This window comes from Hyphomicrobiaceae bacterium (assembly GCA_041397645.1).
Taxonomy (GTDB): domain Bacteria; phylum Pseudomonadota; class Alphaproteobacteria; order Rhizobiales; family Hyphomicrobiaceae; genus Hyphomicrobium_B.
In genome coordinates, this window is the sequence record JAWKWE010000004.1 from 234,899 (window position 1) to 259,326 (window position 24,428).

A 24,428-nucleotide genomic window follows, 5' to 3' on the forward strand; every position below is an offset into this window, starting at 1 on the left:
GCGAGCGCGGCCCCCGCGAACAAGGAGGGGGAACGAGCAATCCCATGGGATAACTTTCATCCTGACGCTTGACGTGCTTTTCACGTCTCGCAGCGATTCGCGGCCAACAAGCCGCTCAGGCGCAATTTAGGCCACCAAGCCCTTCAGCTTCGCCTCGCTCATGATCTCAGCAAGCACGCCGACCGCTAAGGTCGCCAGTCCCTTGGCCTGCGGTATAGCGCCGATGGGCGCACGGATCCGCGCTAAATCTTCCGCCAGCAGTCCCATCGACTCGAGCTGCGCAAGGCGCTGGCGATGCACGGCGTGGTTTCCGAGAACACCTATGTAAAAGCACCGGCTCTGCAGCACACGCCTCAAAATATCGGGCTCGTTGACGTGGTCGTGGAACGCAATGACGACCGCGTAATATGGATCTATCCGCGCAAACAGATCTTCTGGCGGTGTTGGCGTTGAAAGATGTGGAATGCGGCAGCCATTCAACGCCGCGCGCGTCGCATCATCACCCGCCCATACGTCCACCGCCATGCCTGTCGCCCTCGTCAGTTGGCACAGCGCGCCGACGGCCGGTCCAGCTCCCAGCAAGGTCATCCGCGGCTCGGGCAGATAAACACGGGTGAACGAGCGTCCTTCGCACGCAGAAAGTTGGCCCTCCCTCACATCGCCGACGCGCGAGGTTGCTGTCTCGATGTCGCTGATCAGGACGAATGGTTTGCGATCACGATGACGCGTCTTCATCGCCGAAATCGCTTCGGCAGATAGCGAAGCGTCAAAATACACGTCCAACCCGCTGCCACACGGCAAGCGGACGTCGAAGTAGGGGGAGCCGCGTCCATAACGGACTAGCCGGTTCTTACCCTCTTCCAGGACGGCCTGGGCTTCCAGAACAATGGCCTGCTCGAGACACCCGCCAGACAAATAGCCGGCATAGCGGCCATCCTCGCAAACCGCCATCTGCGCGCCGACCGGACGGGGAGAACCGCCTTCGATCGAAACCAGGCTCACCAGAACCGTCCGCAGCCCTTCTGCATTCCAGGCAAACAACGCCGGCAGCACGTCGTCATGTGCCATCAGGCCAGTTGGTGCGGAGCTTTGGGAAAAAAGGTGATTCATGGGACCAACGCTGGTTTCTGGAGGAGCGATAAAGGCTCTTGCCCGATCAAGTACCCGGCTTCTTTCTGCGCGGCCCCTTTGCCACGTACCCCTTGCGACCCGCGCGCGCCAGAGATGCGTCGAGGCGGGCACGCTGCACCTCAATTTCCTTTACTGATTTGCGCGTGAACGCCATGTGGTTCGCGGCAGCCTTCGCCGCTGCGTCCGGCTTGCGCGCCAGTATTGCCTCGGCAATCTCGATGTGCTGAACGAGCAGCGACTCGCGCACGTTGCCGTGCAGATAAAGCTGTTTGCGACTATAGAAAATGTTTGAGCGCAACAACTCGGCCAATGCCCGCATCACGTGCGCAAGAACCAGATTATGCGAGGCATCGTAGATCAACAGATGCAGATCAAAGTCCGCCTGCGCTTCCTGAGCCGGATCTTCATGGCTGTGAACCGATTTCATGGCAGTGATACAGCTGCGGATCGCCTCGCGGTCCACATCGTTTGCGCGCATGGCCGCGTAACGCGCCGCCAATGAATCGACACTCTGGCGGAATTCGAAGTAGTCCTGGACTGCTTCTGAATTGTTTTCCAGCAGGGTGGCGAGCGGCTTGATAATCGGCGTCATGAACTGCGCGACATACGTGCCCGAACGCGATGTTGTCAGCAGGCCGCGTGAGACGAGCAACGCCAGAGCATCGCGCAACGAAGGACGCGACACACCGAGCATCTCCGCCAACTCTCTCTCTGCGGTCAGCTTCTCGCCAGATCGCAACGCGCCTTGAAGGATCATCCGCTCGATATGCCCCGCGATCGCTTCGGCAACGCTCGGCGTTCTGACCACCGCAGTCATGGATTCATCCTCGGCTCGCGCCCTCTGAACAGCCATGGTCCTCAAACTCGCAAACTCTAATACCCGCTCCCGATCGTCATTGGTTAGAGCAAGCATTTGCCCAACGCAAGCAACCGGTATAATTAGTTGACCAAAGCTAACGAGAGCACCAGCGTCTTGACAGATAAAGCCCCCAGCGCCCGCAACGCAATGCAAACAGAAACGCCAGTCGCAAGCCCCGCAGGACGGCCCCAATCCGACGCTACCACCTCGGATCGCAGCGCAAAACGTCCCCGCGTCGGTTTGTTCGTAACTTGCCTAGTCAATTTGTTCCGCCCCTCCATCGGTTTGGCGGCAGTTAGACTTTTGGAGGATGCGGGCTGCGATGTTGCAGTGCCGGAAGCTCAGGTTTGCTGCGGTCAGCCCGCCTATAACAGCGGCGATAGTTCCTCAACGCGCGAGATCGCAAAGCAAATCATTGCCGCCTTCGAGAGCTACGACTACGTGGTTGGCCCGTCGGGCTCATGCATGGCGACAATTCGATGCGAATATCCCAAGCTCTTCGATAACGATGCTGCATGGGCAGAGCGGGCGGCAAATCTCGCGGGCCGAAGCTATGAATTGTTCGACTTTCTGACGAACGTGATGAAGGCGACGCCTCGTCCGGTACGTTGCGAAGGCACGGCGACATATCATGACAGCTGTTCGGGTTTACGCTCCCTCAACATCAAGGAACAACCTCGACAGCTTCTCACCTCCGTCGAAGGGCTACAGATATCGGAGATGCAGGATGCAGAAACGTGCTGCGGCTTCGGCGGCACGTTCTGCGTCAAGTATCCGGCAATCTCCGTCAAGATGGCCGACGACAAGCTGGCCAACGTTGCGGCGACCAACGCCGACTATCTGCTTGGAGGAGATTTGGGCTGCCTGCTCAATATTGCGGGCCGCATGACGCGCACGGGCAGCCCGGTGAAGGTCTACCATGCCGCCGAGGTGCTTGCCGGAATGAGCGAGGAGCCCGCTATCGGTCGCGGTGATGACGACTGATTTTTTTCACCAGCATCCGGACGCGGCTTCCAGCACGCACTATCGCTTCTCAGCGTCCGCGCCGCCTTCCGCATCCAAAACCGCGACCGTCTTGCGATAAAGCGCGTCGGCGCGCTCCTGTGTCTCGCCGATACACACGACACCCAGTTTTCCAAACTGCGAAAGCGCGCCAATCAGATGGAACGCTACGCCCTCGCCTGTGGCAGCATGAAAGTGCAGACCGTTCTTCACGGCGATATCGATAAGATCGTCCGAGCATAGGCCGCGATAACGCTCAGATTCCAAGTTGTCTGATGCGAAGTAGCAGCGTGGCCGCCCCGATGGCGTGAGAAACTCGCCGCTCTGAGCATCGTAGCGCCCATCGGTCAGGAACTGGAGCATCAGGAACGGATGCGTCGTTCCACCCTTTCGCAAATTGATCTCAATGGCGTAGTGCTTCCATGCGTCACCCTCCTTCACCGAGATGAAGTCGAGGCCGAAACGTCCAAGTACACCCTTGCTGGCGAGAACCTTCGCGGCCGACGTCGCGAGCTCCTGTAGCTCCAAGCGGTAATCCGCACGTGCGGGAAAGCGACAACCCAGGAAGATCTGCTGGTTGGTTCCACCCAGAACCTGATCGTGCGTTGAGATTGCCTCCAACCGCCCCAGGGGATCGACCCGAAACTGTACCGAGGGAGATTCCTTCACTTCGCCAGGAATGAAGGCTTCGACGATCGCCCCCATGGCCTTGAGCTTGCTCTGGTAGAGATCCCAGGTCATTCCGCCGGCCTCGAACGCCATTTGGGAAAGCCTGCTGCGAACCCAATCGAGCAAAGCACTGCCCTGCGGGGCGCCCTTCAGACTGATGACGGCGTTACCTTCGCCCGAGAAACCCTCGTTGATTTTAACAACGGCCTTGTCCAGATCGGGGCACTGCTTCTTCAATTCCGCGAGCGCACGCGCGACATCGTCAGGTGTGCTGAGATCCTCAAATCCCGGCGCCATCGGAATCCCGGCTTCGCGAAAGATCCGTCGCGAACCACTTTTCGTGCCCCAATAGAGCAGCTCCGGATCACACCCATAAACCGGAAGATCGAGCCGCAACGCCAGCTCGCGTTCAAGTTCCGTCACGGTGAAGCACGTCATGTGCGCACTACCGGTGTCAGGGATAGCGGCTTTGATGCGTTCGATCAGGCGCGGGCGATCTAGAATCTTGCGCGATAAAGCTACAGGAGCTGCATCCTCGCACGACAGCAAGGTGAGGCGTCTTCGCGCGTGGGCCGACGGAATACCGGGCAACAGGTGGAGATAATAATCCACGATCGTCTCGCAGATTGGTGAGCTCGTCACGTAGATCACATTGGTCTGCGGCATTCGCAGCAACAGCAGCAAACACAACATCCGCTCTTCGTAACGGTACACTCCGGCAATCTTGGCCATCACATCGGCATCGACGGTGAGGCTCGGCACGATCAGAACCGTCCGCTTGGCCAGCGGATCGTCGAAGATTTCGCTGAAGGCGGTCTTGAACCTCTCCTGCATCGCAGCGAAACGGGCCGATACGTCCGCATTTCCGCTACCCACAGCGTTGGGGCGTACCAATGTCATGTCATCAACCGGCACCCGAAGTCCTCCACATGACGAGACAACCTCTCTTCAGCGCCTCGGCCGCACGCGCCCAAAAATCTTCAGGGCGTCAGCACTGTACCGTCACGGGCAATCCGCTGCATAAGGTAACCCAAACAGTCGAGCCGGACGGCGTTTGGATCCAAGCTCAGCATGGACGGGATTGCCGGGCGCGCCAAGCGAATCTCGCCGCCCTGGTAATCGAAATATTCTCCCCGCAGGGTGAATTCGCCACAAGGCACAACGTCGAGACGATGCGTTCTGGCTCCGCCCAGCGCGCCGAACGGCGTGCCGGCTTTCAACTCGGAAAAATTGAGATGATCGAGATCGGCGCGGAAGCGGAAGTCCGCTTCCGTGCCATCGAATGAAAAGGTCGCTTCGGGCGAGACTTTGACGATGGCGCGGGTCTGGAGGAGATCGACATCGCCCTCCGGCAAACTTGCATGAGGGAAATGCGACATCGCAAGCGCGGCGTGAATGAATTCGGCCGCATGTTCGACGCCAGCTGTGCCGCCGACCCGGCCGCACTCCACGGTGACGGCGGGACAGATCCGAGCCATTGCAGCGGACTGCACGCCAAGCGGTTTCTTGAAATAGACAATTGTCCGGCTGAAGAGCCGCGCCAAATGCAGATAGGGATCGGTCAATTCATTAAGGCAGGCATAATGCGGATTGTTTCCGGTATTGTTGTGAATGTCGATGCTCGCGAATGGGTTCGAAGCGCGCACCATCTCGACCACTTCATGCATCACGGCGGCTTCGTCGGTTTGCTCCAGTAGCGTGCCCGGCCAAGTCCGATTGTAGTCGTTTTGCGTCGGCAGCGTTCTCACATTGGCGCGCGCGGCATCGATGTTGCCGACAAAGACCATCAACGTGCGCGCCAGACCTTTCGAGGCGGCCTCCCTCATCACCGATTGAACGGCCTGCCAGCCCGTATCTTCATTCCCATGCAGCAACACACTGAGGAACAGCGGCTGCGGCTGGCGGCCTTCGATCCGAAACAGCGTCGGCCCTTCCAGAACGCGCCAGAGATCGACAGCAGGAACGTCGAGCAATGCGGATGGAAAGCTATCAAACACGTGCAAGCGTGGACGTGCAATCAAGAGATCTGCGGAAGTGTTGTCCATGCGAGCGACGTCGTCCTTTCCAGCATCTTCGCGTTGTGAGGTGGATCGAGACAATCTCTCAAACCACACGAGCTCACAATTTGACCAAGGTCAACATTGCGTCAATGTCGCGATCCGCGCGCTAGCTTCGAACTGCCTGTACCGCCGTGACGTTACGCGAGGTGCGACAAACCGGATCGGCAAAGGAACAGGACAGGTCAAAAAAGCATTTAACAGACATGTCTAAACGATCACAACAAAGGAGGAATCATGTTGCGATCCAAAAAATATGTCTGTCTGGCGAGCGCTATGTTTGCAGCTGCTTCCGCCGCTGTTCCCGCTGGAGCTGCGCAGATTTCACCCGCGCAAACGGCCGTCATGACATCAGCTGGTAATGGTGCCCAAACCGTCGCTTGGCGTGGAGGGCACGGGCATTGGGGAGGCGGTCCCCGGCATTGGGGAGGCGGTCCCCGCGGACATTGGCACGGTCGCGGTGGCTGGTGGGGACCGGGCATCGTCGGCGGCATTGTAGCTGGCGCACTCATCGCTGGAGCCATCCGCGAAGGTCGCGCAAACGACGCCGATATTGCGCAATGTGAGGATCGATATCGGTCCTTCGATGCGGCGTCAGGTACCTATTTGGGCTATGACGGCGAACGCCACGTCTGCCCTTACCTGATGTAGTAACTGAAACAATCGTAAGCGAAAAAAGGGCGGCTTAAGCCGCCCTTTTTTTCTTTGTCAGAAATTGGCATCAATGAGCGCGCCGAGTCACTACTGCCTCAAGGGGACAGCCGCGTCGAACAATTGCTCGGCTTCGGCGATAAGCGCATGACCGAGACGCAGAGCCTCTTCAGCAGCAAGTCCGTAGGGCACGTCGTCCTCGAACCTCACGAGCACGATAGGCTCGTAACGACCAGCGCCGATGGCAAAGCCCGCCGGCTTCTTCGTTGGAAGAACCGATGAGGCAGCTCGCGCGTCTGAAGATCTCGCAAACTCGCTAAGAACGTGAGCGAGAGCGGATGCCATTTCAGCGGACAATGTAACAGTTTTCTCGCGGCCTTGCGCATCTGCTATGGTGATCGCCAAACGATCGCTTGGGCTTTCCCCCCGAGTGCTCACTATTGATTGCGCTGCGAATGTTTGCGTCATGCCGCCCCCCACGCTGTAAAACGACTTCAGCCTAGCCATTCGTTCTCATAGGCGATAGGGCAAGCGGGCCACGCATGAGCACCTATTGCTCATCCGCGCACAAAAAAAGGTCCGGTTTCCCGGACCTTTTCGCGGTCAATAACCAGAGCGAACTTACATGCCCTGCGTCCACCTATCGATTTCCTGACGTGCCTTGTCCTTCGCGTAGCCGTAGCGCTCCTGAAGAACGCCTTCCAACTGCTCGCGATTACCGTTGACGCGGGCGATGTCGTCGTCGGTCAGCTGACCCCACTTCTCCTTGACCTTGCCGGAGAATTGCTTCCAGTTGCCTTCGATACGATCCCAATTCATAGCCAACTCCCTTTTGAATAGTCTTCAACTGCAAACATGCGCACGAACATCGGCCGATGATACGTGCGCCACACCCTCGGGGTTGGGCTAAGAACGCGGGAGGGGAAGGGAGGTTCCACCAATTTCAGAAACACACGATAATAGGCGTCGTTATCCCAATCTCGCCATTTCTTCGCGCACACGGATGTCGGCGATCATGCGGTCGAGCAGGAGACACGTCCGTTTGTATAGGTCAGACCCCGCGCGGTAGTCGGCGGCTGCGTAGAAGTCGCAGCGCCCTGCCTTGAACAGCTCAATACATTTCGACAGACCGGAATGCGAGGCAGTCGACGCCGAAGACGCCTTGGTCTTCTTGCCGCTCTTGGCGTTTGCACCTTTGCGAGGCGGCGTATCATCCGCGAGAGCCCCATGCACCGCGATGGCATGGCCGCCATTTTTCTTCAGCAGCGCCATGCTCGGCACGTCCGTCTCGCCGTCACCGAAGTAGATCATGTTGGAGAACGGAATTGGTCGTGCGTTTTCCGGCATGTGCGTATTGATGCTCTGGAACTGGTCCTCCAGACCCTTGTTTATGCGAAAGAGATACTGCGTCTTACCGGTGTCGGTGATAACCCGCTTGGGGAAGGGCAGATCGTAGGCATCGAACCAATATTCCGACGCAAACACGTTATCGAACTTATCGTAGATCTTGGTGCCTTCGATAATTTCGGTAAGGCCGGAAGAAACGAGATAATGGCGCACGTTGACACCTGACACGCCGGCACGCTCGGCTACGTAATGCGCGATTGCGTCGAACCAAGCCTCGACACCGGGATACAGCTCCACCGCAGCCCCTTGCGCGACGAGATCTTCACGATCAACGCGCAGCCCCTTCTCTTTGGCCTTTTTATACATGAGGTGCATGTAGGTGATGAGCGGATCGGCGCTTTCAGCACGCGCCACGCGGGTGCATTCCGCCCAGAACTCGGAAGCTGCAATGCCCAGCTGCGGCAGGAAGGAATACTCCTGCATCGGCCGCGGCGATAACGTCCCGTCGAAGTCATAGACCAAAGCGATAGTTCTCTTCGTGCCGCCTGCAACGACATCGCCGGACTTGGAAGCCTTCGGCGCGCGATCTGCATGTGCCACGTGCGCTGGTTCATCCGCGCGCGCATCCCTAAGCGATTTTCGGTTAGTACGCCGCGTCATCCGTTCGCTCATTGCAAAAGCCTCCGCCTTGCGCTGCTCGACTTGTAGCGCCGACAAAAGACCGATTCGGAAGGCGGCATAAAGGAAATCCGCAATTCGGCTCACGTCTTTCCTAGTTGTCGTCCCCTTTGCGCCGGGCGACAGCCATGATTAGTGCCTAGATTATATCTTGCACGGGGATAAGTGCATGCGTCGCCCCGGAGCGGAGATTGGTAGTATGAAAGGTTTGTTTATGCCGCCGGTTGCGGCGGTGGCCTTGATCGTGTTGGGCTCTGCGGCTCACGCTGATAGCACCAAAGTCAACTGCGGAAGCGCATTGAGTGCAATCGGTGTTTCCAGCAGCACGGAAGGCGGACGTGACTTTGAACGTTACGAGGGTCAAGTACCGCCCGGACTTGCGCGTAAGCGCGCGATCGAGAATTGGCAGCGGCAAATCTCTAATTCCTGCCCGCGTTATTCCAACAAGTGGTGGCGCGCGCGCGCGATCCGCGTCGACTGCGAGGGCGCCATGGGCAAGGAATATTGTACAGCAACCGCTCAACCGGCACGGAAGCTCTTGAGCTATCTGTTGCCGTTCTGAGCGGCGGGCGGCGGAGCTTTGACAAACGTGTAGCCCCCGTGCTCGGGCTCCGCCGCATCCCCAAGTCACAAAAAACGAGGCGCGCGCCAGCATCACGTCATCAGCGTGTAGCAAAGGCCCGCTAATGGGCCGATCGGCGCTTGTCTGAATGTTCGGCATTTGCCGATAGCCGGGGCGGCGCCTGAGATGGAATGCCGGCGGCAGCGGGTCCGCTGCCGGCCGGTCCTTTAGTTTTTGTCGGCTTAAGTTTCTGCCAACGGTTTGCCGTCAGCTGCTCGATTTCTGCTCAAATATTTCTTCGCGCACCTGCGCGTAACTCAGAACCGAGAACAGCACCGTACCTCCAAACACGTTTCCAGCAAGCGTCGGCAGGAAGAAGGTGAAAACGGCGTCGCGCAGGGAAATCATACCCGTCAGATAGCCGTAGAGCGCCTCCGCGCTTCCCGCCACGACATGGGTGAAGCCGAACAGCGCAATCAAATACGTCAGCAGCGCGATCATCGGAAATTCGGCGCCTTCGCTGGAAGCCAGCAGCCACACCAGCGCGGCGATGATCCAGCCTGCGCCTATGCCCTTGGCAAACATTTCGAACGCTGAGTTCTGCATCAAATGCGCGACGATGCGGCCAAGCTCGGCTGAAATAGAGGCGCTCACGAGTGGAAGTGCGGCAAACGCCCAAGCAAAGATGAAACACCCCACTATATTGGCAGCAAGTACGATGCCCCACAGGCGAAGCGTGCGCCAGACCCACTCCATTTGGCGCCGGGCCATGACCGGAAGAACGGCTGTAAGAACGTTTTCCGTGAAAAGCTGCTGATGGCCGAGAATGACGATCAGAAAGCCCACCGCATATCCCATCTTTGCAATCGTCGCGCTCCAGGCAGAAGGAGGAAGGTGCGCGGCAAGAGCGGCTTCGGTTAGAAACGATAATCCGATGGAAATACCAGCAGCGACACCCGACCACCACAATGCGGAGAGCGGACGCCGCAGCTCCGCTTCGCCTTGTAGACGGATAATCTCGTAGACGACGGCAGGGCGGTGCCGGATACCTTCGCGGACTTGTTCGCGCTCTTTCCGCGACAAGGTCGAAACTGGGGAGCCTGTAACCTTTTCAGGCTCCTTCTTCTCCGGCTTCTCCGTTTTCTTTTCTTCGCTCGCGGTCATGTCACCCCCGTCGGTCAAATTCTATTGCCCGCCAGACGATGTTTCGAATGGCGAGCGATGAAGCGCAGCGGAACGGGTGTGAACGCGCCAGCCGTTGCGCGGTTTCATTCAAACAACGCCACTAGTGGCGGCAGCCGCACCCGCCCTTTCCGTCGCAACCTTCCTTGGCAGCGCCATGGGTGTGAGAAGGGCCATGGTCATGGTCGTGATCGTGTCCACCACAGCATCCCTCGCCGTGAGCATGGTCATGGCCGTGATGATGGTGGTCGTGATCGTGCCCTCCGCAGCATCCTCCCTCGTGATGATGCTCATCGGGGTCCAGCAAAGCGCCAGCAAGACGCCGCTCGATGGCAATAGAGAACTCCCGCGGCGAATCCACCTCCTCCATCAGCAGCCCCATAACCTCTGCACCGATGCGCAGATCATCCACCGCGCCAAGGTAATGGCGACGGAGGCGGCCCTGCCGGTCGAAGATCAGGATCGCAGGCGTGCCCTCAAGTTCGTAGGCCTGCATGGTCGCCGGCATATTGGCGCCGTCAGGCTTATCGTAGGCGACAGGTATCGTGATGTGATTTTCTTTGAGGAACGCTTCTACCTTCTCCGGCGACTGCTCTTCGAAGCGCTCAAACGCCATGTGCAGCCCCATCACCGCAACCTCATCGGGAGAAAAGGCATGCCGCAGCCGCATTGCCTGCGGTAGTCCGTAGCGGCCCGAGCCTGGACAGGTCATCTGGAAGACGGCGGCCACAACGACCTTACCCTTATGGCCCTTGAGCGTTGCTTCCCCATCCGCGTTGAACCAGCGGTCGGCTGTAAACTCGGGTGGGTTTTCAGGATCAAACATACGAGCATTCCTTATGGTGGTGCATAATGGTGGGGCGCTAGAGCGCAAGAGTTGAGGCTTCCTCGCGCCGCAGCCGGGCGCAGGCTTATAGCATAGCCCTTCGGCTGATGAGCGCTTTCGTCATTCGCACCCGGGCTTTTCCTTGGCTAAAGCAGCCTTTTCCTGAAAATGGACCGAGCACGCATAAGTTTCGCGTGCCGTGCAGCCCTCCAGAGGGCCTGTTGCAAGAATGGTAAAGTATAGCGGACAGCCGCGCATGACGTTGAGCGCCTCCACGCATCCAAGCGTTCTGGGACGGCGGTACTGCATTCGGCTCAGCATGCCCAAGCTCTCGTCTCGCACCTCGCCGACAATGTAGCTGGGGCGACCATCGACCAGCGCCGTGCGGATGGCATCGGGCTGCGTAATCTGGGGATCCGGCGCAAGCACAAACCCGACGGAGGGTTCACGATAGCCTTGGACTGCGATGGGCCCCGCCGGACAGCCCGCCAGCGCATGTGTGATCTGACGCGTCGGCCAAATCTTGTCGATCGACGGCATGGCGACGCCCAACAGAACAACCGCAAAACCCGAGAGCGCCACAACACCGTAAAGGCCCCAGTCCCTCAACGCACCGGAGCGACCGGCCTGTGCGCTTGCATAGAAGAACGCTCCAACGACGGCGCCGGCCAGCATGACATACCCTGGCGGCATATCGCGCAGCGCAGCGAACGGCGCCATGACAAGCGCGAACCCGAACAGCGCTGCGAGGGGCGGCCACGGAACGGCGCTCCACGCAGGCAGACCCTGCCGGTCACGAGCCAGCACGAGCATTGCGACCGACAGCGCCATTGCCGGAAACATCACCTGCACCGTGTATGTGCCGGGCTTGGACGATAGCAGCTCCAAATAGGCGATGTAGCCCAAGATCCAGGCAATCAGGAAGCGCGCTACCTTGCTGTCGCTTTTCTGTTCCCAAATCTTGCGCAGCGCCGGTGGTAATAGCGCGGTTCCAGGCAGAAATCCAAGCACGGCGGCAAGCAGAAAGGTGCCGGGAAATGCTCTCAACTTCATGTCCTGCGCGCCGCCGAGCGCCGCCAGGAACTTGCCCCAACCCATACCCGTGAAAGGTACGCCATCCTGCAACGTGCGTACGATCGGCCAAGGCGCGGCGATGATCGCAGCGAGCGCCACGCCTTTAGCGGGGTGAAGCCTGCCGAGCCACCGGAAATCCCGGTCCATGAAACTCAAGGCAATCAACGTCACGCAAATCAAAATAGGCGTGTGCAGGGCGTTGACGAGCATCCCGAGCCCGACCGCGGCCCAAAACAACAGCGCCAAACGCAGCGTATCGGTCTCCTCTGGCGCGCTGTAAATCCGCAGCAAGGTCAGCATGGCAACGCTCGCTGGCAGTAACGCCAATCCATCGGCAATGGCCAATTGGGACAGTGCGACTGTCAGTGGAGCAACCGCAAACAGAGCCGATGCGATCAAAGCGCCTTCGCGCCCGACAACGGGGCTAGCGAGCCAGAACAGCGCCAGGACGCTGAACAAGACTGCAAGGAGCCCAGGCAGGCGATAAACGCGGATATCCCGCGCATGGTTTTCTCCAGCCAGAGAGGCGGCGAGACCTTGCGCCCAGAACGTGCCGATCGGCCGGAATTGATGGATGGTGTCGCCGTACTTCGGATCGAGCCAAGTACCGCGGGCAACCATGGCGCGTGTCGTCTCGGCAAAAATCACCTCGGTCCGATCGACGGCGGGAAGCCTCAGAACTCCGGGCAAATACGTAAAGAGGCAAAGTGCGACGAGCACCAGCGCGGCCATTCCGGGCCGGGCCGCCAGCGCGCTCAACAAGCGAGCGGATCTTACTGTATTGTCCACGAACGTGCTCGCCCCACCGCTTGACACGACTGCCTGGTTGGGTTGATTGCGCATTCCGACAGAAAAAGACAAGGGGTGCGCAGGTATGAGCGCGAATTCTGACACGGCGGCGCGGCGGGCGCGGCTTATCGAGATTGTCAAAGCGCGCTCGTTCCAGGTTGGTCCCGAGATGAAGCTCGCTTCAGGGCGTACTTCGACGTTCTACTTCAATATGAAACCCACGATGATGAGTGCAGAGGGCGCCCGCCTGATCGGCGAACTCATCTGCGACCAGCTCGAAGGCGTCGAAGCAGACCTGGTGGGCGGACTTGAAATGGGCGCTGTGCCGATTGCCGCAGCGACAGCCGCCATCGCACACACGCGCGGCCGTGATCTGTCAGCCTTCTTCGTGCGCAAGCAGGCCAAGGAACACGGCACTCGCAGCCTGATCGAAGGCTTGGCGCGCGATGAGACGATGGAAGGCAAGAAAATCGTGATCGTCGAGGACGTGACGACAACCGGCGGATCGTCCATCAATGCCGCCGAGGCAATCCGCGCAGCCGGCGGCAATATAGTGCGCGTTGTCACCGTCGTTGATCGCCAGGAGGGCGCGGCGGAGGCTTTCGACGCTGCAAACCTAGAACTTCATCCACTGCTGACTATGAGCGACTTTCGTGGCTGATTTTCAGGCATCAACAGCAGCCTGAAACACAATTTCCCGACACGTCGAGATCCGCGTTGATTATGCGCGCCTGCTTCGAAATCGCGCACGTTTTTGCCCTTGCGCGGCCTGCATTCTGATCTTTCTCTGAAAGCATAAATCGCACGGTCGTACGCTCGCTTGAAAACGTGAGCGGAACTTGATTGTGCGTTCAATTGTTATGCACTTAATTTATGTTAGTCGGCGTTACTTTTTCTGGTGACGTCATCGAAAAAGCGCAAAGCTGGGCAACAATGTACAAGCGTAGATCGTTAGTCCTTTCCAGTGGGTTGCGCAGCATGATCGGCCCTGGTTCAACTGATAGTCGGAGCATCGTTTCGGGACGGATAGGCGAAGCTGTGCCCATGTCACGGCGACCCTCGCAAACTCCCGGGTCCTTGCATCACGCTCATTCGGTGAAAGTCAGACCGCTTCCGCTGCGCGCAGTGCCAGCATCACGTCCGCTGAACGAGGTGCGCGTTTCCGCCGCTCCCGACAAGGGGACCGACACAAAGCTGGCGCAGACAAAACTGGACGTTGCGCCCGAGGAAATAGCTGCGGCACCGGCACGACCTCTGCCCGCGCGGCAATCGGCCCTAATGGCCGCGATCAACCTTGGCGATCGCGCCAGCCGCCTTTTGATGGACGCGATCCTTATTGTCGCGTTTTCTCCGGTAATCGTAGCTTGGTGGCTCATTGAGCGCCGCCACCGCAAAAACAGAGCCTAGATTCAACGCGTTGATCTTGTCGTGCCCGCCGGGATTATTCCCGCGCCGCGCCCTTTGACATGCCGTTTTGGGAACAATCGGTAAGCTGTCACGTTGTCAACGCGGTTCGATTATGTCCCGCGATAGGCAGGCCGCGCCGTTCCACCGCAGTTGCCCAGAATACCAACCGGCGTATGGAGTGCAAAAAATTTTTGGGTCTATTGTCATGCGTAGATGGGTTCCGACAGCAAAGATCGTTCAAGCGCTGAAACAGGATGATGACGGAGAGTACGCTTTCCGTGTTTTCCTAGCCATCAGCCTTGTCTCACTCGCAGCCTTTACGGTCGTTGCAGGTTTTGCTGCACGTTGATTTGCAAAGTCTCGAATGGAAAATATTGCCCATACTGCACATCTTAGGCTTGCCGTGAGCCCTCCGAGAATAGCAAACACGGATTTACCGTTCGCACCGTGGTCCGCTAAGTTCATTCCTCTTTGGGGGAGGAATGTACCATGCTCTTGCAGACGTGGCTCACTGTCGGCGGATTGGCGCTCGACTTCGTCGGCTTCTGCCTACTGCTCCGCGAATGGTGGATCGCGTTCCTGAGCGAAAAATCGCTTATGGCGCACGAAGAGCATCTCGAACGCCAACAAAAGCTGCGGGCATTTGCATCCCATAACGTCCCTGACGCCATGAAGCGTCACATGGCGACGGCTGGCCAGATGCAGGACGACATGGCTATTCGCAAGGCACGCTCTGAACGGTCCGCCGCGCTGCGCGGTCGCCGGTTCTGGTTCCTCGCGGCCAGTGCCTTCATCGTACTGGGATCTCTTCTACAGCTTATCGGCGCACTCCCGCCTTCGCTTATACCTTCTGGCTTTGCGCCCTGAAGAACGATCCAAGCAGTCCCGCCGTCTCTTTCGGCAGATGATCGGGAAAGAAATGGCCGCCGGGAAGCGTCGCCCCGATCATGTTGGCGAGCCGCTTGCGCCACTCGACTTCCATGTCGAACATTCTCGCCATCAGGCCATCGGCGCCCCACACGACCAATGCCGGCGCAAGAACCTTCGCGTCGATGTCGGCCCCATCATGCACAAGATCAATGGTAGCGGCCGCCCGATAATCGGAGCACGAGCCCTGGATCATGCCTGGGTCACGCCAGCATCGGCGATATTCTGAAATCTGTTCTGGGTCGAAATCCGCAATCTTCGTCTTGCCCCATCCAACAAGGCAGGTCTCGAAGAAGAAGTCGGGATCGAGCCCGATCATATGCTCGGGAAACGGCTCGGGTTGGGACAGGAAATACCAATGCCAATACCCGCCCGCGACGTGCCTGTTCGTATCCATGAACATTGCAAAGGTCGGTACGATGTCGAGCACGGCGAGGCTGCGCACGATGTCGGGATGATCGAGCGCCATGCGATGGGCTGTGCGCCCGCCCCGATCGTGCCCAGCTACGTGAAAACTCTCGTGCCCCAACGCGCGCATGACGCTCACTTGATCCTGAGCCATGGCGCGAAAGGAATAGTTTTCATTTCCCGGGACGCACTTGGGCTTACTGCTATCCCCATATCCTCGCAGATCGGTGGCAACGACGGTGAAATTGTCCGCCAGTATCGTGGCAATATGGGCCCACATTGCATGGGTCTGAGGGTAGCCGTGTAACAAAAGTAACGGCGGACCTGCACCACCGAAAACAGTATTGATTACCGCGCCCTCGACCTCGATCTTGCGGCGCTCAAACCCGTCAAACATTGTGTGTCCGCCTCCTGGTTCGTTTCGAAATTGCGACATCGCCCGCTCCAAGGCAATGGGCGGTGGACGGAGACAAGGTTCCACGTGATGCGGCGGCCGTTTCCAGCCTAATCCCAAGCCATGCTTTGGTTCTCGTCTTCTTCAAGTACCTCAACTTTCTTGCCGGGACGATTGCCACCGCAGGCGGCCTGACTCGCCCTACAACATCGTACTTCCAATAGGCATATCGTTTTACACGTTCGAGATCTTTTCCTATCTCGCCGATGTGCGCTGGCACATCGCTGCAATGGCGACGCGTGGCTCGCATATTCATGCCGGTCCATATCACCGCACAACCGGCATCGCGCAGCGCACGCGCAAGCGTCGAACAGCAATGGAAAGCGCGCATCACCGAAATCGCACGCCAGCATAACGTGGCGTTGATCGATTTCCGAATTCACTCGAAGCTCACGATGAATGACGAGAACTATTGGGACCACCTGCACTATCGTGTCCCGTTCCGAGAACGGCTCGTGAAGTCCATCGCCCAGGCACTTGCAACTGGCCAGGACGACCCCAACGGCACGTGGCGCGCGCGCGTCATCCCCTCTCCAAATCAATGGCGCTGACACTCGACCGATTGGCGTTCTGCCAAGAAAAAAGGCCGCCTCACGACGGGCGGCCTTTCAGGAGTCTGGAAACGCAAGTTGTGGGTTATTCAGCGGCGACCTGACGGCTCGCCGAAGGTCCAGCGCGCAGCACATCTGCATCCACGTAGGCCTCGAACTTGGCGAAGTTCTTGTTGAACATATCGGCAAGCTTCGCAGCCGTGACGTCATAGGCGGCAGGATCCGCCCACGTGTCGCGCGGCGTCATCAGCTTGGGATCGACGCCCGCCATCATCACCGGCACCTTGAAGCCGAAGATCGGATCTACGCGCATGGTCTGGTTCTTCAACTCGCCCGACAACGCCGCGTTCAGCAGGGCGCGGGTGACCTTGATCGGCATACGTGAGCCCTCGCCGAATTTACCCCCAGTCCAACCTGTGTTGACCAACCAGCAATCGACGTTGTGCTCCGCGATGAGGTCGCGAAGCAAGTTGCCGTAAACCGACGGATGACGCGGCATGAACGGAGCGCCAAAGCAGGTCGAGAACGTCGGCTTGGGCTCGTTGCCCATGCCCTTCTCGGTGCCCGCAACCTTGGCGGTGAATCCGGATAGGAAGTGGTACATGGCCTGGCTCGGCGACAGCTTTGCGATTGGCGGAAGAACGCCAAACGCATCGGCCGTCAACATCACGATGTTCTTGGGATGACCGGCGCGGCAGGTTGCGGAGGCGTTCGAGATGGCCTCCAGCGGATAAGCAGAGCGTGAGTTCTCAGCCAGACGGTTGTCGTCGAAATCGGGCGTACGGCAGCCTGGTTTGAGCACAACGTTCTCAAGTACCGTTCCGAAACGGTTGGAGGCGTCCCAGATCTCAGGCTCAGCGGCCTTCGACAGACGGATCGTCTTGGCGTAGCAGCCGCCCTCGAAGTTGAAGATGCCGTTCTCGCTCCAGCCGTGCTCGTCATCGCCCAGCAGCTCGCGAGACGGATCAGCAGAAAGCGTCGTCTTGCCGGTGCCGGATAGTCCAAAAAATACAGCCGAGTTTCCGCCCGTGCCGACGTTTGCCGAGCAATGCATCGGCATAACGCCCTTGGACGGCAGCAGGTAATTGAGGAACGAGAATACGCTCTTCTTGATCTCACCCGCATAGCTCGTGCCGCCAATAAGCACGATACGCCGCGCGAAATTGCAAGCGATCACCGTTTCAGTGCGAGTGCCGTGATAAAGCGGGGCGGCACGGAAGCTCGGCAGGTCCACAACGGTGAACTCAGGCACAAAGCCTTCAAGCTCCGAAGCATCGGGTCGGCGCAATAGATGGCGAATGAAAAGCGAGTGCCAAGCATACTCCGTGACAACGCGCGTATTCAGGCGATATTTGGGATCAGCACCGGCATAGAGGTCCTGAACGAAAAGTTCCTTGTGCTTGGCGAAGGAGATGAAGTCTGCGAGCAGCCTGTCGAACTGCTCTTCCGTCATGGCCTTGGAGTTGTCCCACCAAATCGCCTTATCAGTTTCAGCGTCGCGGACGACGTACTTATCTTCAGCCGAACGCCCGGTGTGCTGGCCAGTCTCAACTGTAAAGGCGCCGTTTGAAGCAAGCTGCCCTTCGCCGCGCCGCAGGCCGATTTCGACGAGCTCAGGCGGCAGCAAATTGCGACGAATCTTCTGCGACGCTTCAAGAGGGAAAAGCTGGATTGTCATCGATGGCCTTCTTCCGCCGTTGATTTCGCGTATCTCGCGTCTCGTAATGAGCGCTATGCCCTGGTGTGGCGCGCAAGCGCATTCTAGCTTGCCGGCCGCCGACTGCGATTAACAGCCAAAGGGACGACCGACATTGAGTTAAGTCAGAAAAATCTCGGCGCCCAGAACACCCACCCGACTAAGCGAGCATTTCTTGCGTCTTCAAGATGTCCCTTGGTCGGCATACGAAAGTCGCAAGCCACCAAGGCACAAGCTTTAGATATAGCTCAATTTTCCAAACCGGACGTTGTCAAGAGGCGATCCAGCCTTAAAACCGGGCATTTGCCGCCAGAATAGTGGATAAGTGGGGCCTGAAACCATGTCGCAACAGCCGGTTGCGCTTGCCGCTAAGGGTACCCATCGCCTATTCAGGTGGCATTCAGGGTTAAGGATAGAGTTTCAGCGCTGCCACAATTGGTTCATCATGCGACCATACAGCGCCCGTCGTCAGCTCTAGCTACGCCCCCGGGCACGAGAGGAAAAAATGAAAGAGAAAAGCACGATCGCCCTGGTAGACGACGAACGCAACATTCTAACCTCGCTGCGTTTGGCTCTGGAGGCCGAAGGCTACAAGGTGCGCACCTATAGCGACGGTGTATCGGCACTTGAAGCTCTGACCGAGGATCCGGCGGACCTGGGCATCTTCGATATCAAGATGCCGCGCATGGATGGCATGGAGCTGTTGCGCCGCGTGCGGCAGCAATCGGCCATGCCTGTGATTTTCCTGACCTCGAAGGACGAGGAAATCGACGAGCTTTTCGGCCTCAAGATGGGCGCGGATGACTATATCGCCAAGCCATTCTCCCAGCGCCTGATCGTAGAGCGGGTCAAGGCCGTGCTCCGCCGCGTTTCACCCAAGGATGGCGGCAGCGTCGAGGAAGAATCAAAGCGCGTTCTGGAGCGCGGCAAGCTGAAGCTCGATCCCGAGCGACACACCTGCCATTGGGACAATAAGGCGGTAACCCTTACGGTCACGGAATTCCTTATTCTGCAGGCGCTGGCGACCCGTCCCGGCGTGGTCAAGACACGCGACGCCCTTATGGATGCCGCCTATGACGATCAGGTCTATGTTGACGACCGCACGATCGACAGCCACATCAAGCGCCTGCGAAAGAAATTCAAGCAGGTTGACGACGACTTCGACGTTATCGAAACGCTCTATGGCGTCGGATACCGGTTCAAAGAGTGATGTCCAAGGCGGCAAGTCCGCCGTTTTGCGATTGGTTGAGGGTGCACGCCCGGCATGAATGACTTGTCCGAGACTGCACGGATCATAGACTCTAGCGCAAAGGCGTCGAGAGCGATTGATCCTGCAGCGACGGATGGCGAAACTGCTAAGACCACCGCGCGGCGCACTTGGAACACGGCGATTTCAAGTATCAACGGACCTGTAACGCGCTGGTGGAGCCGCCAGCCGCTCGTCCGCTTCATTCGCAAGAGCCTGGGCCGACGCATCCTCATGTCCAACATCATGGGGTTACTCGGCCTGCTGATCGGAATGCTCTACTTGAGCCTGTCGCATGCTTGGCTTCTCGATGCCAAGATCGAGGTCGTGCGCACCCTGTCGCGGATCACGGCGGAGGCCATCGCCTATCGCGCCGTTAATGAAAACCGCGGCGCGCTATTTGATCCCAATCGCTTGCCCGAGGGCACGCCGGCACGCGCGCGACGCGACGATGCCTTTGCCGCTCTCGAACTTCCGATAAGCCCCGAGCGCGCGACGCCGATCCTAAAGAAGCTCATTCAGCCCACCGATCTGATTGCCCGCATCTACTCGCCCAAAGGCACGTTGATCGTCGACAGCGATACGCTGTTTGGCAAAGCTGATCGCGACACCTCCTCTCAGCCTAACGACGGCGACTCCCTGAGATTGAAGAACTTCTGGACCCGTTTCCACTACTGGCTGAACAACAAGGAGTTGAAAGTCTACCGCGAACTCGGCACCGCGAACGGTTTTCTCTACCCGGAGGTCAAACGCGCGGCTGAGGAAGGCGTCGAAACACCGATTCTTCTGCTCGATGGCAAAGGTCAGCAAATCGTTTCCATTGCCGAGCCGGTCAAGCGCGGGAACAAGATCCTGGCGGTGCTCCTGCTCATGACCCGTCCCGGTGAAATCGACCAGACATTATGGGACGAGCGCTGGCTCATAGTGCAGATCGCCGCCATCGCGCTGTTGGCTTCCATTGTTTCATCGCTGCTGCTTGTGCGCGCCATAGCCGGACCCATGCGGCGGCTTTCCGAATCCGCCCACAACGTCAGCAACAACATCACAGCCAAAGCCGAGCTGCCGGACTTCGCCGGACGCAATGATGAGGTGGGGCAGATGGGGCGAGCATTTCGCGCCATGACTAACGCGCTCTACCGGCGCATCGAGGCGAGCGAAAAGTTCGCCGCTGACGTTGCCCATGAGCTGAAGAATCCGCTGGCGGCAGCCCGCTCTACGGCCGAGGCCCTCGCCTATGCCCGCACCGACGAGGACCGTATGGAACTCGTCAAGGAGGTTCAGGACGAGCTGAAACGCCTCAATCGATTGATCAATGACGTGTCGAACGCTTCGCGTCTTGATGCTGAGCTTGCCCGTCAGCAAATGACCCGCACAAACGTGCGCACCGTGCTGGAGAACGTGTGCGGGATTTTCCGCGACTTGTTAAGCGACGACACCCGAAAGATTGCCTTGATCGTCGACCCGGTCGAAAGTGAACAGCAATTGACGGTCAACGGCAACGACGGCCGCCTCGGCCAGGTCTTCACGAACCTCATCGACAATGCGCTGTCTTTCTCGCCCGAGGGCGCCACAGTGACCGCACGCGCCCGCAGTCTGCCGGGCCAGGTGGAAGTCTGCGTCGAAGACCAGGGGCCTGGGATCCCCGAGGACCGCCTGAAGACGATCTTCGAGCGATTTTACTCCGACCGGCCGGCGACGGACGCCAAGCGCGGCAAGAACTCGGGCCTTGGCCTATCGATCTCGCGCGAAATTATCCTCAGCCACAAGGGCGAGATCTTTGCCGAGAACAGGCGCGGGCCGGACGGAAAAACGGCAGGTGCATGTTTTGTCGTGCGCCTGCCCGTCCTCGCGCCCACTGGAGGGATGATTGGCCGGCCCAGCACCTGAAAACGCGGAGCACGGTAATCTAGTGGTTCTGCACGCCAGTACGATTGCCGCAGGTGACCGGGCAGCCCTGATTCGAGGCGCCTCGGGAACCGGAAAATCTGATCTGGCGCTTCGCTGCATCTCCAAAGCACCCACGCCGCTCCTGCCTCAGCAGGCCCGCCTCGTGAGCGACGACCAAACCATCATCGAGCGCAGTAACGGTCAGCTGCTTGTCTCCGCGCCCGAACAGATTGCTGGATTGTTGGAGGTTCGCGGAATCGGCATCCTGCGGGTTAACGATGCTGTCGCGCCAGGGAAGACGCCGTTAGCCCTCGTTGTGGATTTTGATGAACGGGCCGAAAAGCCGGAGCGATTGCCGGACCCGTGGCCTACAGTCGCGATTTTAGGCGTTGAAGTCCCGCTCTTGCGCCTCAGATTCAGTGAAGTATCGGCCTCCGAAAGACTGCTCTTGGCCCTAAGCTGCTACAGCCTTCCGGCAACAGGCTGAACGCACCATTGAGGAGCGCTCAAAATGCGCTTGCGATTTGAGCAAACCCTTGCCACCTTCCGCCCGGCGCATCGGCATCACCCGCGCATCCGACGCGGCTTTGATATTGGCCGTGGCGGGATGCAATCGTCAGTGAATTGCTGCGGAGCCCCATAAGGAATGGCCAACTGCACATGATCGGACTTGTCATCGTGACACATGGAGGTCTTGCGGCCGAGTTCCGCAGCGCTCTGGAACATGTCGTGGGCCGCCAGATTAATCTGGAAACCGTAGCCATAGGCCCAGAAGACGACATGGAAGCGCGGCGGCTTGAGATCCTTGAGGCCGTCAAGGCGGTCGATCTTGGACAGGGCGTCATCATTCTCACCGACATGTTCGGCGGGACGCCTTCCAACCTCGCGATTTCCGTCATGGACGAAACCGGCGCGGAGGTCATTGCCGGCATAAATCTTCCGATCCTCGTGAAACTCGCAAGCATCCGTACTGAAATGCCTCTGGAGGAGGCGGTCTCGACGGCACGCGATGCCGGCCGCAAGTACATTAAGGTGGCGAGCCAGGAGCTGGCCGGCTCGCAATAGGACCCGATACCATGCCCGAGCTGAAAGATTCAAAGCGCCCCGAAGCGGTCGTCATCATCCGCAACGTCAAGGGCCTGCACGCACGGGCCTCCGCCAAGTTCGTGAAGTGTGCCGAGAGCTTCGATGCGATCATAACCGTTACGCGCGAAGGGCAATCGGTCGGCGGCACATCGATCATGGGGCTCATGATGCTGGCAGCAGGTCCTGGCTCGTCTCTTCATATCATGGCTGAAGGCCCGCAAGGCCCTGAGGCGCTGCAAGCCCTCGTCGCTCTGGTGGAAGCCGGATTCGGCGAAGAGTGCGTCGCCGATGCCTGAGCGACCTGAAGTGCGCTAGAGCGCGGCGTACGCAGAAAAGGCCGGGGCGCCCGCAAGAGCCCCGACCTTTTGTTTCCTGTAGGGTGGAGTGGAGAGACCCTACTTGGAAACGTAAAGATCCGTCAGTTTTACTGCGATATCGCGGAACGCCTGTTTCAATTGCTCTCCCGTGTCGGCGAGATAATTGTGAGACGCGTCGGTGGCGCAAGCGTTTAGAGTGCTGATCGCCGTGTAGTTTCCGCCCAAATCGAAGCCGACCGTGTAAATCTCAATCCCATCGTTCTTCATCTGGTTGCAGATCTCGACCGCTTGTTGAGCCGATGTCTTGCCGTTTGCCGATGAGCCCGATCCTTTGTCGCCCACAGTGATGCCATCGGAATCGCGCTCGAGGTTGTACTCGCCATCCGTCATGAGGATAGCAATTTTCTTCAAGCTCTTGGTTCCGAAATCGCTCGGCAGCGAAATGGACGGGATAACATTGCCCCAGCTGGGCGACAGCATGTAGTAGGCCCATGCCGTACCTACGTGCCCAGCCGTACCGCCTCCGGTCTGAAGCCCATCGATACGCCCGAGAACAGTGCTCTTGTCCAGCGTGAGCGGTAGAACGGTATCTGCCGTCGAGATATCGCAATAGTTGTTCGAAGAGCTGTCGCTGTATGCCGGCAAGACGTAGGAGCCAGTCGCGGGAGTAGCATTCGTATAACGCTGGGCACCCGTACGCTCGCCCACGCACTTACTTTTATAGTACGTGTAACTCTTTTTTTTCCAACCACTTTTGACGCTCTTCTTGATCGAAGCAGGTGCCGCAACGTCGGTGATAAGCGACAACATTGTTTGTGGTGGGCGAACGTCTCCCGAGAAGGGAACAACAGCAACGCGCGCCTTGAATTCGCTGTTCGCATTACTCTTCATCAGGATCTCGACCAGATCCTTGGCCGCCGCCTTCATGTCGTCGCGCTTGGAGCATGGAGAGCACATCGAACCGGATACGTCGAGCATGAGTGCGACTTCACGATTGTAGCGCTCGTAACGGTCCTGCGCCGTTGTTGCCTCGGGCGCCTCATCGCTGCTGAACAACGGCAGGTTCTCGATATTGATGAAGCCGAGAAATGGCGTCTTTATCGCCACTTTTCCGATGGTTGCAATGGTAGCCCCGTTATCTTTCACCATGAAATGAACGCTGTCTTCCATAACCCGGATACGGGTCTTGGTGTTGCTATCGTAGATACGTTTGGCAAGCGCCAAAGCTTCGCTCTCGGTCGAGCCGGTTTGAATTGCGCGACCCGCCGCCAGGATCGCAGCATCGATGGCGGAGAAGGTTTGATCGCGCGCGTTGAGCCAACGGCCCATGTCAACCGATCCGCCGATAAGCAAGCACATCGTCATAAGCATCAGGCCGAACAACATCGCCACGTTGCCGTGCTCGGCGCGCTTGAATTGAGACAGCTCCTCAAGCCCGTTCAGGCATGAAGCCAATTTCGGCTGAAGAGCGTCGGTCTGTTTCCGGACATGCTTGAACATAGCAGTTCGCTCCACTGGAATACGCATGCCTGCAGTTATGGAGCGAACAGTCTTTACAGAACTTAACAGATAAAAATTGAAGTAATTATAGGGTTTATAATCGGCTGATCGAATTCGAACGA

General features: G+C 58.5%; 25 protein-coding genes. 12 read left to right on the top strand and 13 right to left on the bottom strand.

The window, feature by feature from the left end; all coding sequences use genetic code 11:
* Nucleotides 1-126: 126 nt before the first annotated feature.
* Both R3D51_01165 and R3D51_01170 read right to left on the bottom strand, forming a co-directional pair.
* Complete coding sequence (locus R3D51_01165) at nt 127-1,110, bottom strand: XdhC family protein (GenBank protein MEZ5898079.1); 984 nt, start codon at nt 1,108-1,110, stop codon at nt 127-129.
* Nucleotides 1,111-1,156: 46 nt separating this feature from the next.
* On the bottom strand, nt 1,157-1,948 hold the full coding sequence (locus R3D51_01170) for an FCD domain-containing protein (GenBank protein ID MEZ5898080.1): 792 nt from the start codon (nt 1,946-1,948) through the stop codon (nt 1,157-1,159).
* Nucleotides 1,949-2,104: 156 nt separating this feature from the next.
* Here R3D51_01170 and R3D51_01175 point away from each other — a divergent pair, with 156 nt between their 5' ends.
* A complete protein-coding gene (locus R3D51_01175) occupies nt 2,105-2,974 on the top strand; it encodes a (Fe-S)-binding protein (protein MEZ5898081.1) in 870 nt (289 codons plus the stop codon).
* 39 nt (nt 2,975-3,013) lie between these two features.
* On the opposite strand, the gene R3D51_01180 is transcribed toward R3D51_01175, so the two are convergent.
* Together R3D51_01180 and R3D51_01185 are read right to left on the bottom strand one after the other, a co-directional pair.
* Nucleotides 3,014-4,576 (bottom strand): peptide ligase PGM1-related protein, encoded by a 1,563-nt coding sequence (locus R3D51_01180; protein ID MEZ5898082.1) that lies wholly within the window; start codon nt 4,574-4,576, stop codon nt 3,014-3,016.
* 65 nt (nt 4,577-4,641) lie between these two features.
* The gene (locus tag R3D51_01185; GenBank protein ID MEZ5898083.1) at nt 4,642-5,706 is read right to left on the bottom strand and encodes a M14 family metallopeptidase; all 1,065 of its coding nucleotides are present in this window, start codon (nt 5,704-5,706) and stop codon (nt 4,642-4,644) included.
* 249 nt (nt 5,707-5,955) lie between these two features.
* On the opposite strand from R3D51_01185, the gene R3D51_01190 reads away from it, so the two are divergent.
* Nucleotides 5,956-6,369: a BA14K family protein gene (locus tag R3D51_01190; GenBank protein ID MEZ5898084.1), complete on the top strand. Its 414-nt coding sequence runs from the start codon at nt 5,956-5,958 to the stop codon at nt 6,367-6,369.
* 90 nt (nt 6,370-6,459) lie between these two features.
* Here R3D51_01190 and R3D51_01195 read toward each other — a convergent pair whose 3' ends face one another.
* From R3D51_01195 to R3D51_01205, 3 genes are all read right to left on the bottom strand, one after another.
* Nucleotides 6,460-6,837 carry a hypothetical protein gene (locus R3D51_01195; protein ID MEZ5898085.1) on the bottom strand — a complete coding sequence of 126 codons (378 nt, stop codon included), beginning with the start codon at nt 6,835-6,837 and terminating at the stop codon, nt 6,460-6,462.
* Between the two features lie 153 nt (nt 6,838-6,990).
* On the bottom strand, nt 6,991-7,188 hold the full coding sequence (locus tag R3D51_01200) for a CsbD family protein (GenBank protein MEZ5898086.1): 198 nt from the start codon (nt 7,186-7,188) through the stop codon (nt 6,991-6,993).
* A gap of 150 nt (nt 7,189-7,338) precedes the next feature.
* The gene (locus R3D51_01205) at nt 7,339-8,481 is read right to left on the bottom strand and encodes an HAD family hydrolase (GenBank protein MEZ5898087.1); all 1,143 of its coding nucleotides are present in this window, start codon (nt 8,479-8,481) and stop codon (nt 7,339-7,341) included.
* Between the two features lie 112 nt (nt 8,482-8,593).
* On the opposite strand from R3D51_01205, the gene R3D51_01210 reads away from it, so the two are divergent.
* Nucleotides 8,594-8,956: a hypothetical protein gene (locus R3D51_01210; protein MEZ5898088.1), complete on the top strand. Its 363-nt coding sequence runs from the start codon at nt 8,594-8,596 to the stop codon at nt 8,954-8,956.
* 267 nt (nt 8,957-9,223) lie between these two features.
* Here the strand turns inward: R3D51_01210 and R3D51_01215 are convergent, their stop codons facing one another.
* The 3 genes from R3D51_01215 to R3D51_01225 all read right to left on the bottom strand — a co-directional run bounded on the left by R3D51_01215 (nt 9,224) and on the right by R3D51_01225 (nt 12,827).
* The gene (locus R3D51_01215) at nt 9,224-10,120 is read right to left on the bottom strand and encodes a formate/nitrite transporter family protein (GenBank protein MEZ5898089.1); all 897 of its coding nucleotides are present in this window, start codon (nt 10,118-10,120) and stop codon (nt 9,224-9,226) included.
* 121 nt (nt 10,121-10,241) lie between these two features.
* Entirely contained in the window at nt 10,242-10,964 is a 723-nt protein-coding gene (locus tag R3D51_01220) for a TlpA disulfide reductase family protein (protein MEZ5898090.1), read from the bottom strand.
* 120 nt (nt 10,965-11,084) lie between these two features.
* Nucleotides 11,085-12,827, bottom strand: coding sequence for a glycosyltransferase family 39 protein (locus tag R3D51_01225; GenBank protein ID MEZ5898091.1), 1,743 nt, complete (start codon nt 12,825-12,827; stop codon nt 11,085-11,087).
* Nucleotides 12,828-12,912: 85 nt separating this feature from the next.
* Here R3D51_01225 and pyrE point away from each other — a divergent pair, with 85 nt between their 5' ends.
* The 3 genes from pyrE (at nt 12,913) to R3D51_01240 (ending at nt 15,101) form a co-directional block, all read left to right on the top strand.
* Nucleotides 12,913-13,488 (top strand): orotate phosphoribosyltransferase, encoded by a 576-nt coding sequence (gene pyrE / locus R3D51_01230; GenBank protein ID MEZ5898092.1) that lies wholly within the window; start codon nt 12,913-12,915, stop codon nt 13,486-13,488.
* A gap of 434 nt (nt 13,489-13,922) precedes the next feature.
* Nucleotides 13,923-14,234 carry a hypothetical protein gene (locus R3D51_01235; GenBank protein MEZ5898093.1) on the top strand — a complete coding sequence of 104 codons (312 nt, stop codon included), beginning with the start codon at nt 13,923-13,925 and terminating at the stop codon, nt 14,232-14,234.
* Between the two features lie 489 nt (nt 14,235-14,723).
* Nucleotides 14,724-15,101, top strand: a complete 378-nt coding sequence (locus tag R3D51_01240) for a hypothetical protein (protein ID MEZ5898094.1) — start codon at nt 14,724-14,726, stop codon at nt 15,099-15,101.
* On the opposite strand, the gene R3D51_01245 is transcribed toward R3D51_01240, so the two are convergent.
* Nucleotides 15,076-15,966: an alpha/beta hydrolase gene (locus R3D51_01245; protein MEZ5898095.1), complete on the bottom strand. Its 891-nt coding sequence runs from the start codon at nt 15,964-15,966 to the stop codon at nt 15,076-15,078. The two genes, R3D51_01240 and R3D51_01245, sit on opposite strands and share 26 nt — an antisense overlap.
* Before the next feature lie 311 nt (nt 15,967-16,277).
* Between R3D51_01245 and R3D51_01250 the strand changes: the two genes are divergently transcribed.
* Nucleotides 16,278-16,574, top strand: coding sequence for a hypothetical protein (locus tag R3D51_01250; GenBank protein MEZ5898096.1), 297 nt, complete (start codon nt 16,278-16,280; stop codon nt 16,572-16,574).
* A gap of 85 nt (nt 16,575-16,659) precedes the next feature.
* On the opposite strand, the gene R3D51_01255 is transcribed toward R3D51_01250, so the two are convergent.
* Nucleotides 16,660-18,252, bottom strand: coding sequence for a phosphoenolpyruvate carboxykinase (locus R3D51_01255; protein MEZ5898097.1), 1,593 nt, complete (start codon nt 18,250-18,252; stop codon nt 16,660-16,662).
* 523 nt (nt 18,253-18,775) lie between these two features.
* Between R3D51_01255 and R3D51_01260 the strand changes: the two genes are divergently transcribed.
* The 5 genes from R3D51_01260 (at nt 18,776) to R3D51_01280 (ending at nt 22,785) form a co-directional block, all read left to right on the top strand.
* Nucleotides 18,776-19,480, top strand: coding sequence for a response regulator transcription factor (locus tag R3D51_01260; GenBank protein MEZ5898098.1), 705 nt, complete (start codon nt 18,776-18,778; stop codon nt 19,478-19,480).
* 54 nt (nt 19,481-19,534) lie between these two features.
* Nucleotides 19,535-21,403 carry a stimulus-sensing domain-containing protein gene (locus tag R3D51_01265; GenBank protein ID MEZ5898099.1) on the top strand — a complete coding sequence of 623 codons (1,869 nt, stop codon included), beginning with the start codon at nt 19,535-19,537 and terminating at the stop codon, nt 21,401-21,403.
* Nucleotides 21,384-21,890 carry an HPr kinase/phosphatase C-terminal domain-containing protein gene (locus R3D51_01270; GenBank protein MEZ5898100.1) on the top strand — a complete coding sequence of 169 codons (507 nt, stop codon included), beginning with the start codon at nt 21,384-21,386 and terminating at the stop codon, nt 21,888-21,890. The genes R3D51_01265 and R3D51_01270 overlap by 20 nt, the downstream gene beginning before the upstream one ends.
* 173 nt (nt 21,891-22,063) lie before the next feature.
* Entirely contained in the window at nt 22,064-22,468 is a 405-nt protein-coding gene (locus R3D51_01275) for a PTS sugar transporter subunit IIA (GenBank protein ID MEZ5898101.1), read from the top strand.
* Nucleotides 22,469-22,479: 11 nt separating this feature from the next.
* Nucleotides 22,480-22,785, top strand: coding sequence for an HPr family phosphocarrier protein (locus tag R3D51_01280; protein ID MEZ5898102.1), 306 nt, complete (start codon nt 22,480-22,482; stop codon nt 22,783-22,785).
* A 99-nt stretch (nt 22,786-22,884) separates the two neighbouring features.
* Here R3D51_01280 and R3D51_01285 read toward each other — a convergent pair whose 3' ends face one another.
* Nucleotides 22,885-24,306 carry a pilus assembly protein TadG-related protein gene (locus R3D51_01285; protein MEZ5898103.1) on the bottom strand — a complete coding sequence of 474 codons (1,422 nt, stop codon included), beginning with the start codon at nt 24,304-24,306 and terminating at the stop codon, nt 22,885-22,887.
* Nucleotides 24,307-24,428 lie beyond the last annotated feature (122 nt).

Coding starts and splice junctions, on each gene's coding strand:
- R3D51_01190 (MEZ5898084.1), top strand. CDS start 5,956: ATGTTGCGATCCAAAAAATATGTCTGTCTGGCGAGCGCTATGTTTGCA.
- R3D51_01250 (MEZ5898096.1), top strand. CDS start 16,278: ATGCCGGTCCATATCACCGCACAACCGGCATCGCGCAGCGCACGCGCA.
- R3D51_01245 (MEZ5898095.1), bottom strand. CDS start 15,966: ATGTTTGACGGGTTTGAGCGCCGCAAGATCGAGGTCGAGGGCGCGGTA.
- pyrE (MEZ5898092.1), top strand. CDS start 12,913: ATGAGCGCGAATTCTGACACGGCGGCGCGGCGGGCGCGGCTTATCGAG.
- R3D51_01215 (MEZ5898089.1), bottom strand. CDS start 10,120: ATGACCGCGAGCGAAGAAAAGAAAACGGAGAAGCCGGAGAAGAAGGAG.
- R3D51_01165 (MEZ5898079.1), bottom strand. CDS start 1,110: ATGAATCACCTTTTTTCCCAAAGCTCCGCACCAACTGGCCTGATGGCA.
- R3D51_01260 (MEZ5898098.1), top strand. CDS start 18,776: ATGAAAGAGAAAAGCACGATCGCCCTGGTAGACGACGAACGCAACATT.
- R3D51_01210 (MEZ5898088.1), top strand. CDS start 8,594: ATGAAAGGTTTGTTTATGCCGCCGGTTGCGGCGGTGGCCTTGATCGTG.
- R3D51_01195 (MEZ5898085.1), bottom strand. CDS start 6,837: ATGACGCAAACATTCGCAGCGCAATCAATAGTGAGCACTCGGGGGGAA.
- R3D51_01240 (MEZ5898094.1), top strand. CDS start 14,724: ATGCTCTTGCAGACGTGGCTCACTGTCGGCGGATTGGCGCTCGACTTC.
- R3D51_01220 (MEZ5898090.1), bottom strand. CDS start 10,964: ATGTTTGATCCTGAAAACCCACCCGAGTTTACAGCCGACCGCTGGTTC.
- R3D51_01265 (MEZ5898099.1), top strand. CDS start 19,535: ATGAATGACTTGTCCGAGACTGCACGGATCATAGACTCTAGCGCAAAG.
- R3D51_01185 (MEZ5898083.1), bottom strand. CDS start 5,706: ATGGACAACACTTCCGCAGATCTCTTGATTGCACGTCCACGCTTGCAC.
- R3D51_01280 (MEZ5898102.1), top strand. CDS start 22,480: ATGCCCGAGCTGAAAGATTCAAAGCGCCCCGAAGCGGTCGTCATCATC.
- R3D51_01170 (MEZ5898080.1), bottom strand. CDS start 1,948: ATGACTGCGGTGGTCAGAACGCCGAGCGTTGCCGAAGCGATCGCGGGG.
- R3D51_01200 (MEZ5898086.1), bottom strand. CDS start 7,188: ATGAATTGGGATCGTATCGAAGGCAACTGGAAGCAATTCTCCGGCAAG.
- R3D51_01285 (MEZ5898103.1), bottom strand. CDS start 24,306: ATGTTCAAGCATGTCCGGAAACAGACCGACGCTCTTCAGCCGAAATTG.
- R3D51_01275 (MEZ5898101.1), top strand. CDS start 22,064: ATGATCGGACTTGTCATCGTGACACATGGAGGTCTTGCGGCCGAGTTC.
- R3D51_01255 (MEZ5898097.1), bottom strand. CDS start 18,252: ATGACAATCCAGCTTTTCCCTCTTGAAGCGTCGCAGAAGATTCGTCGC.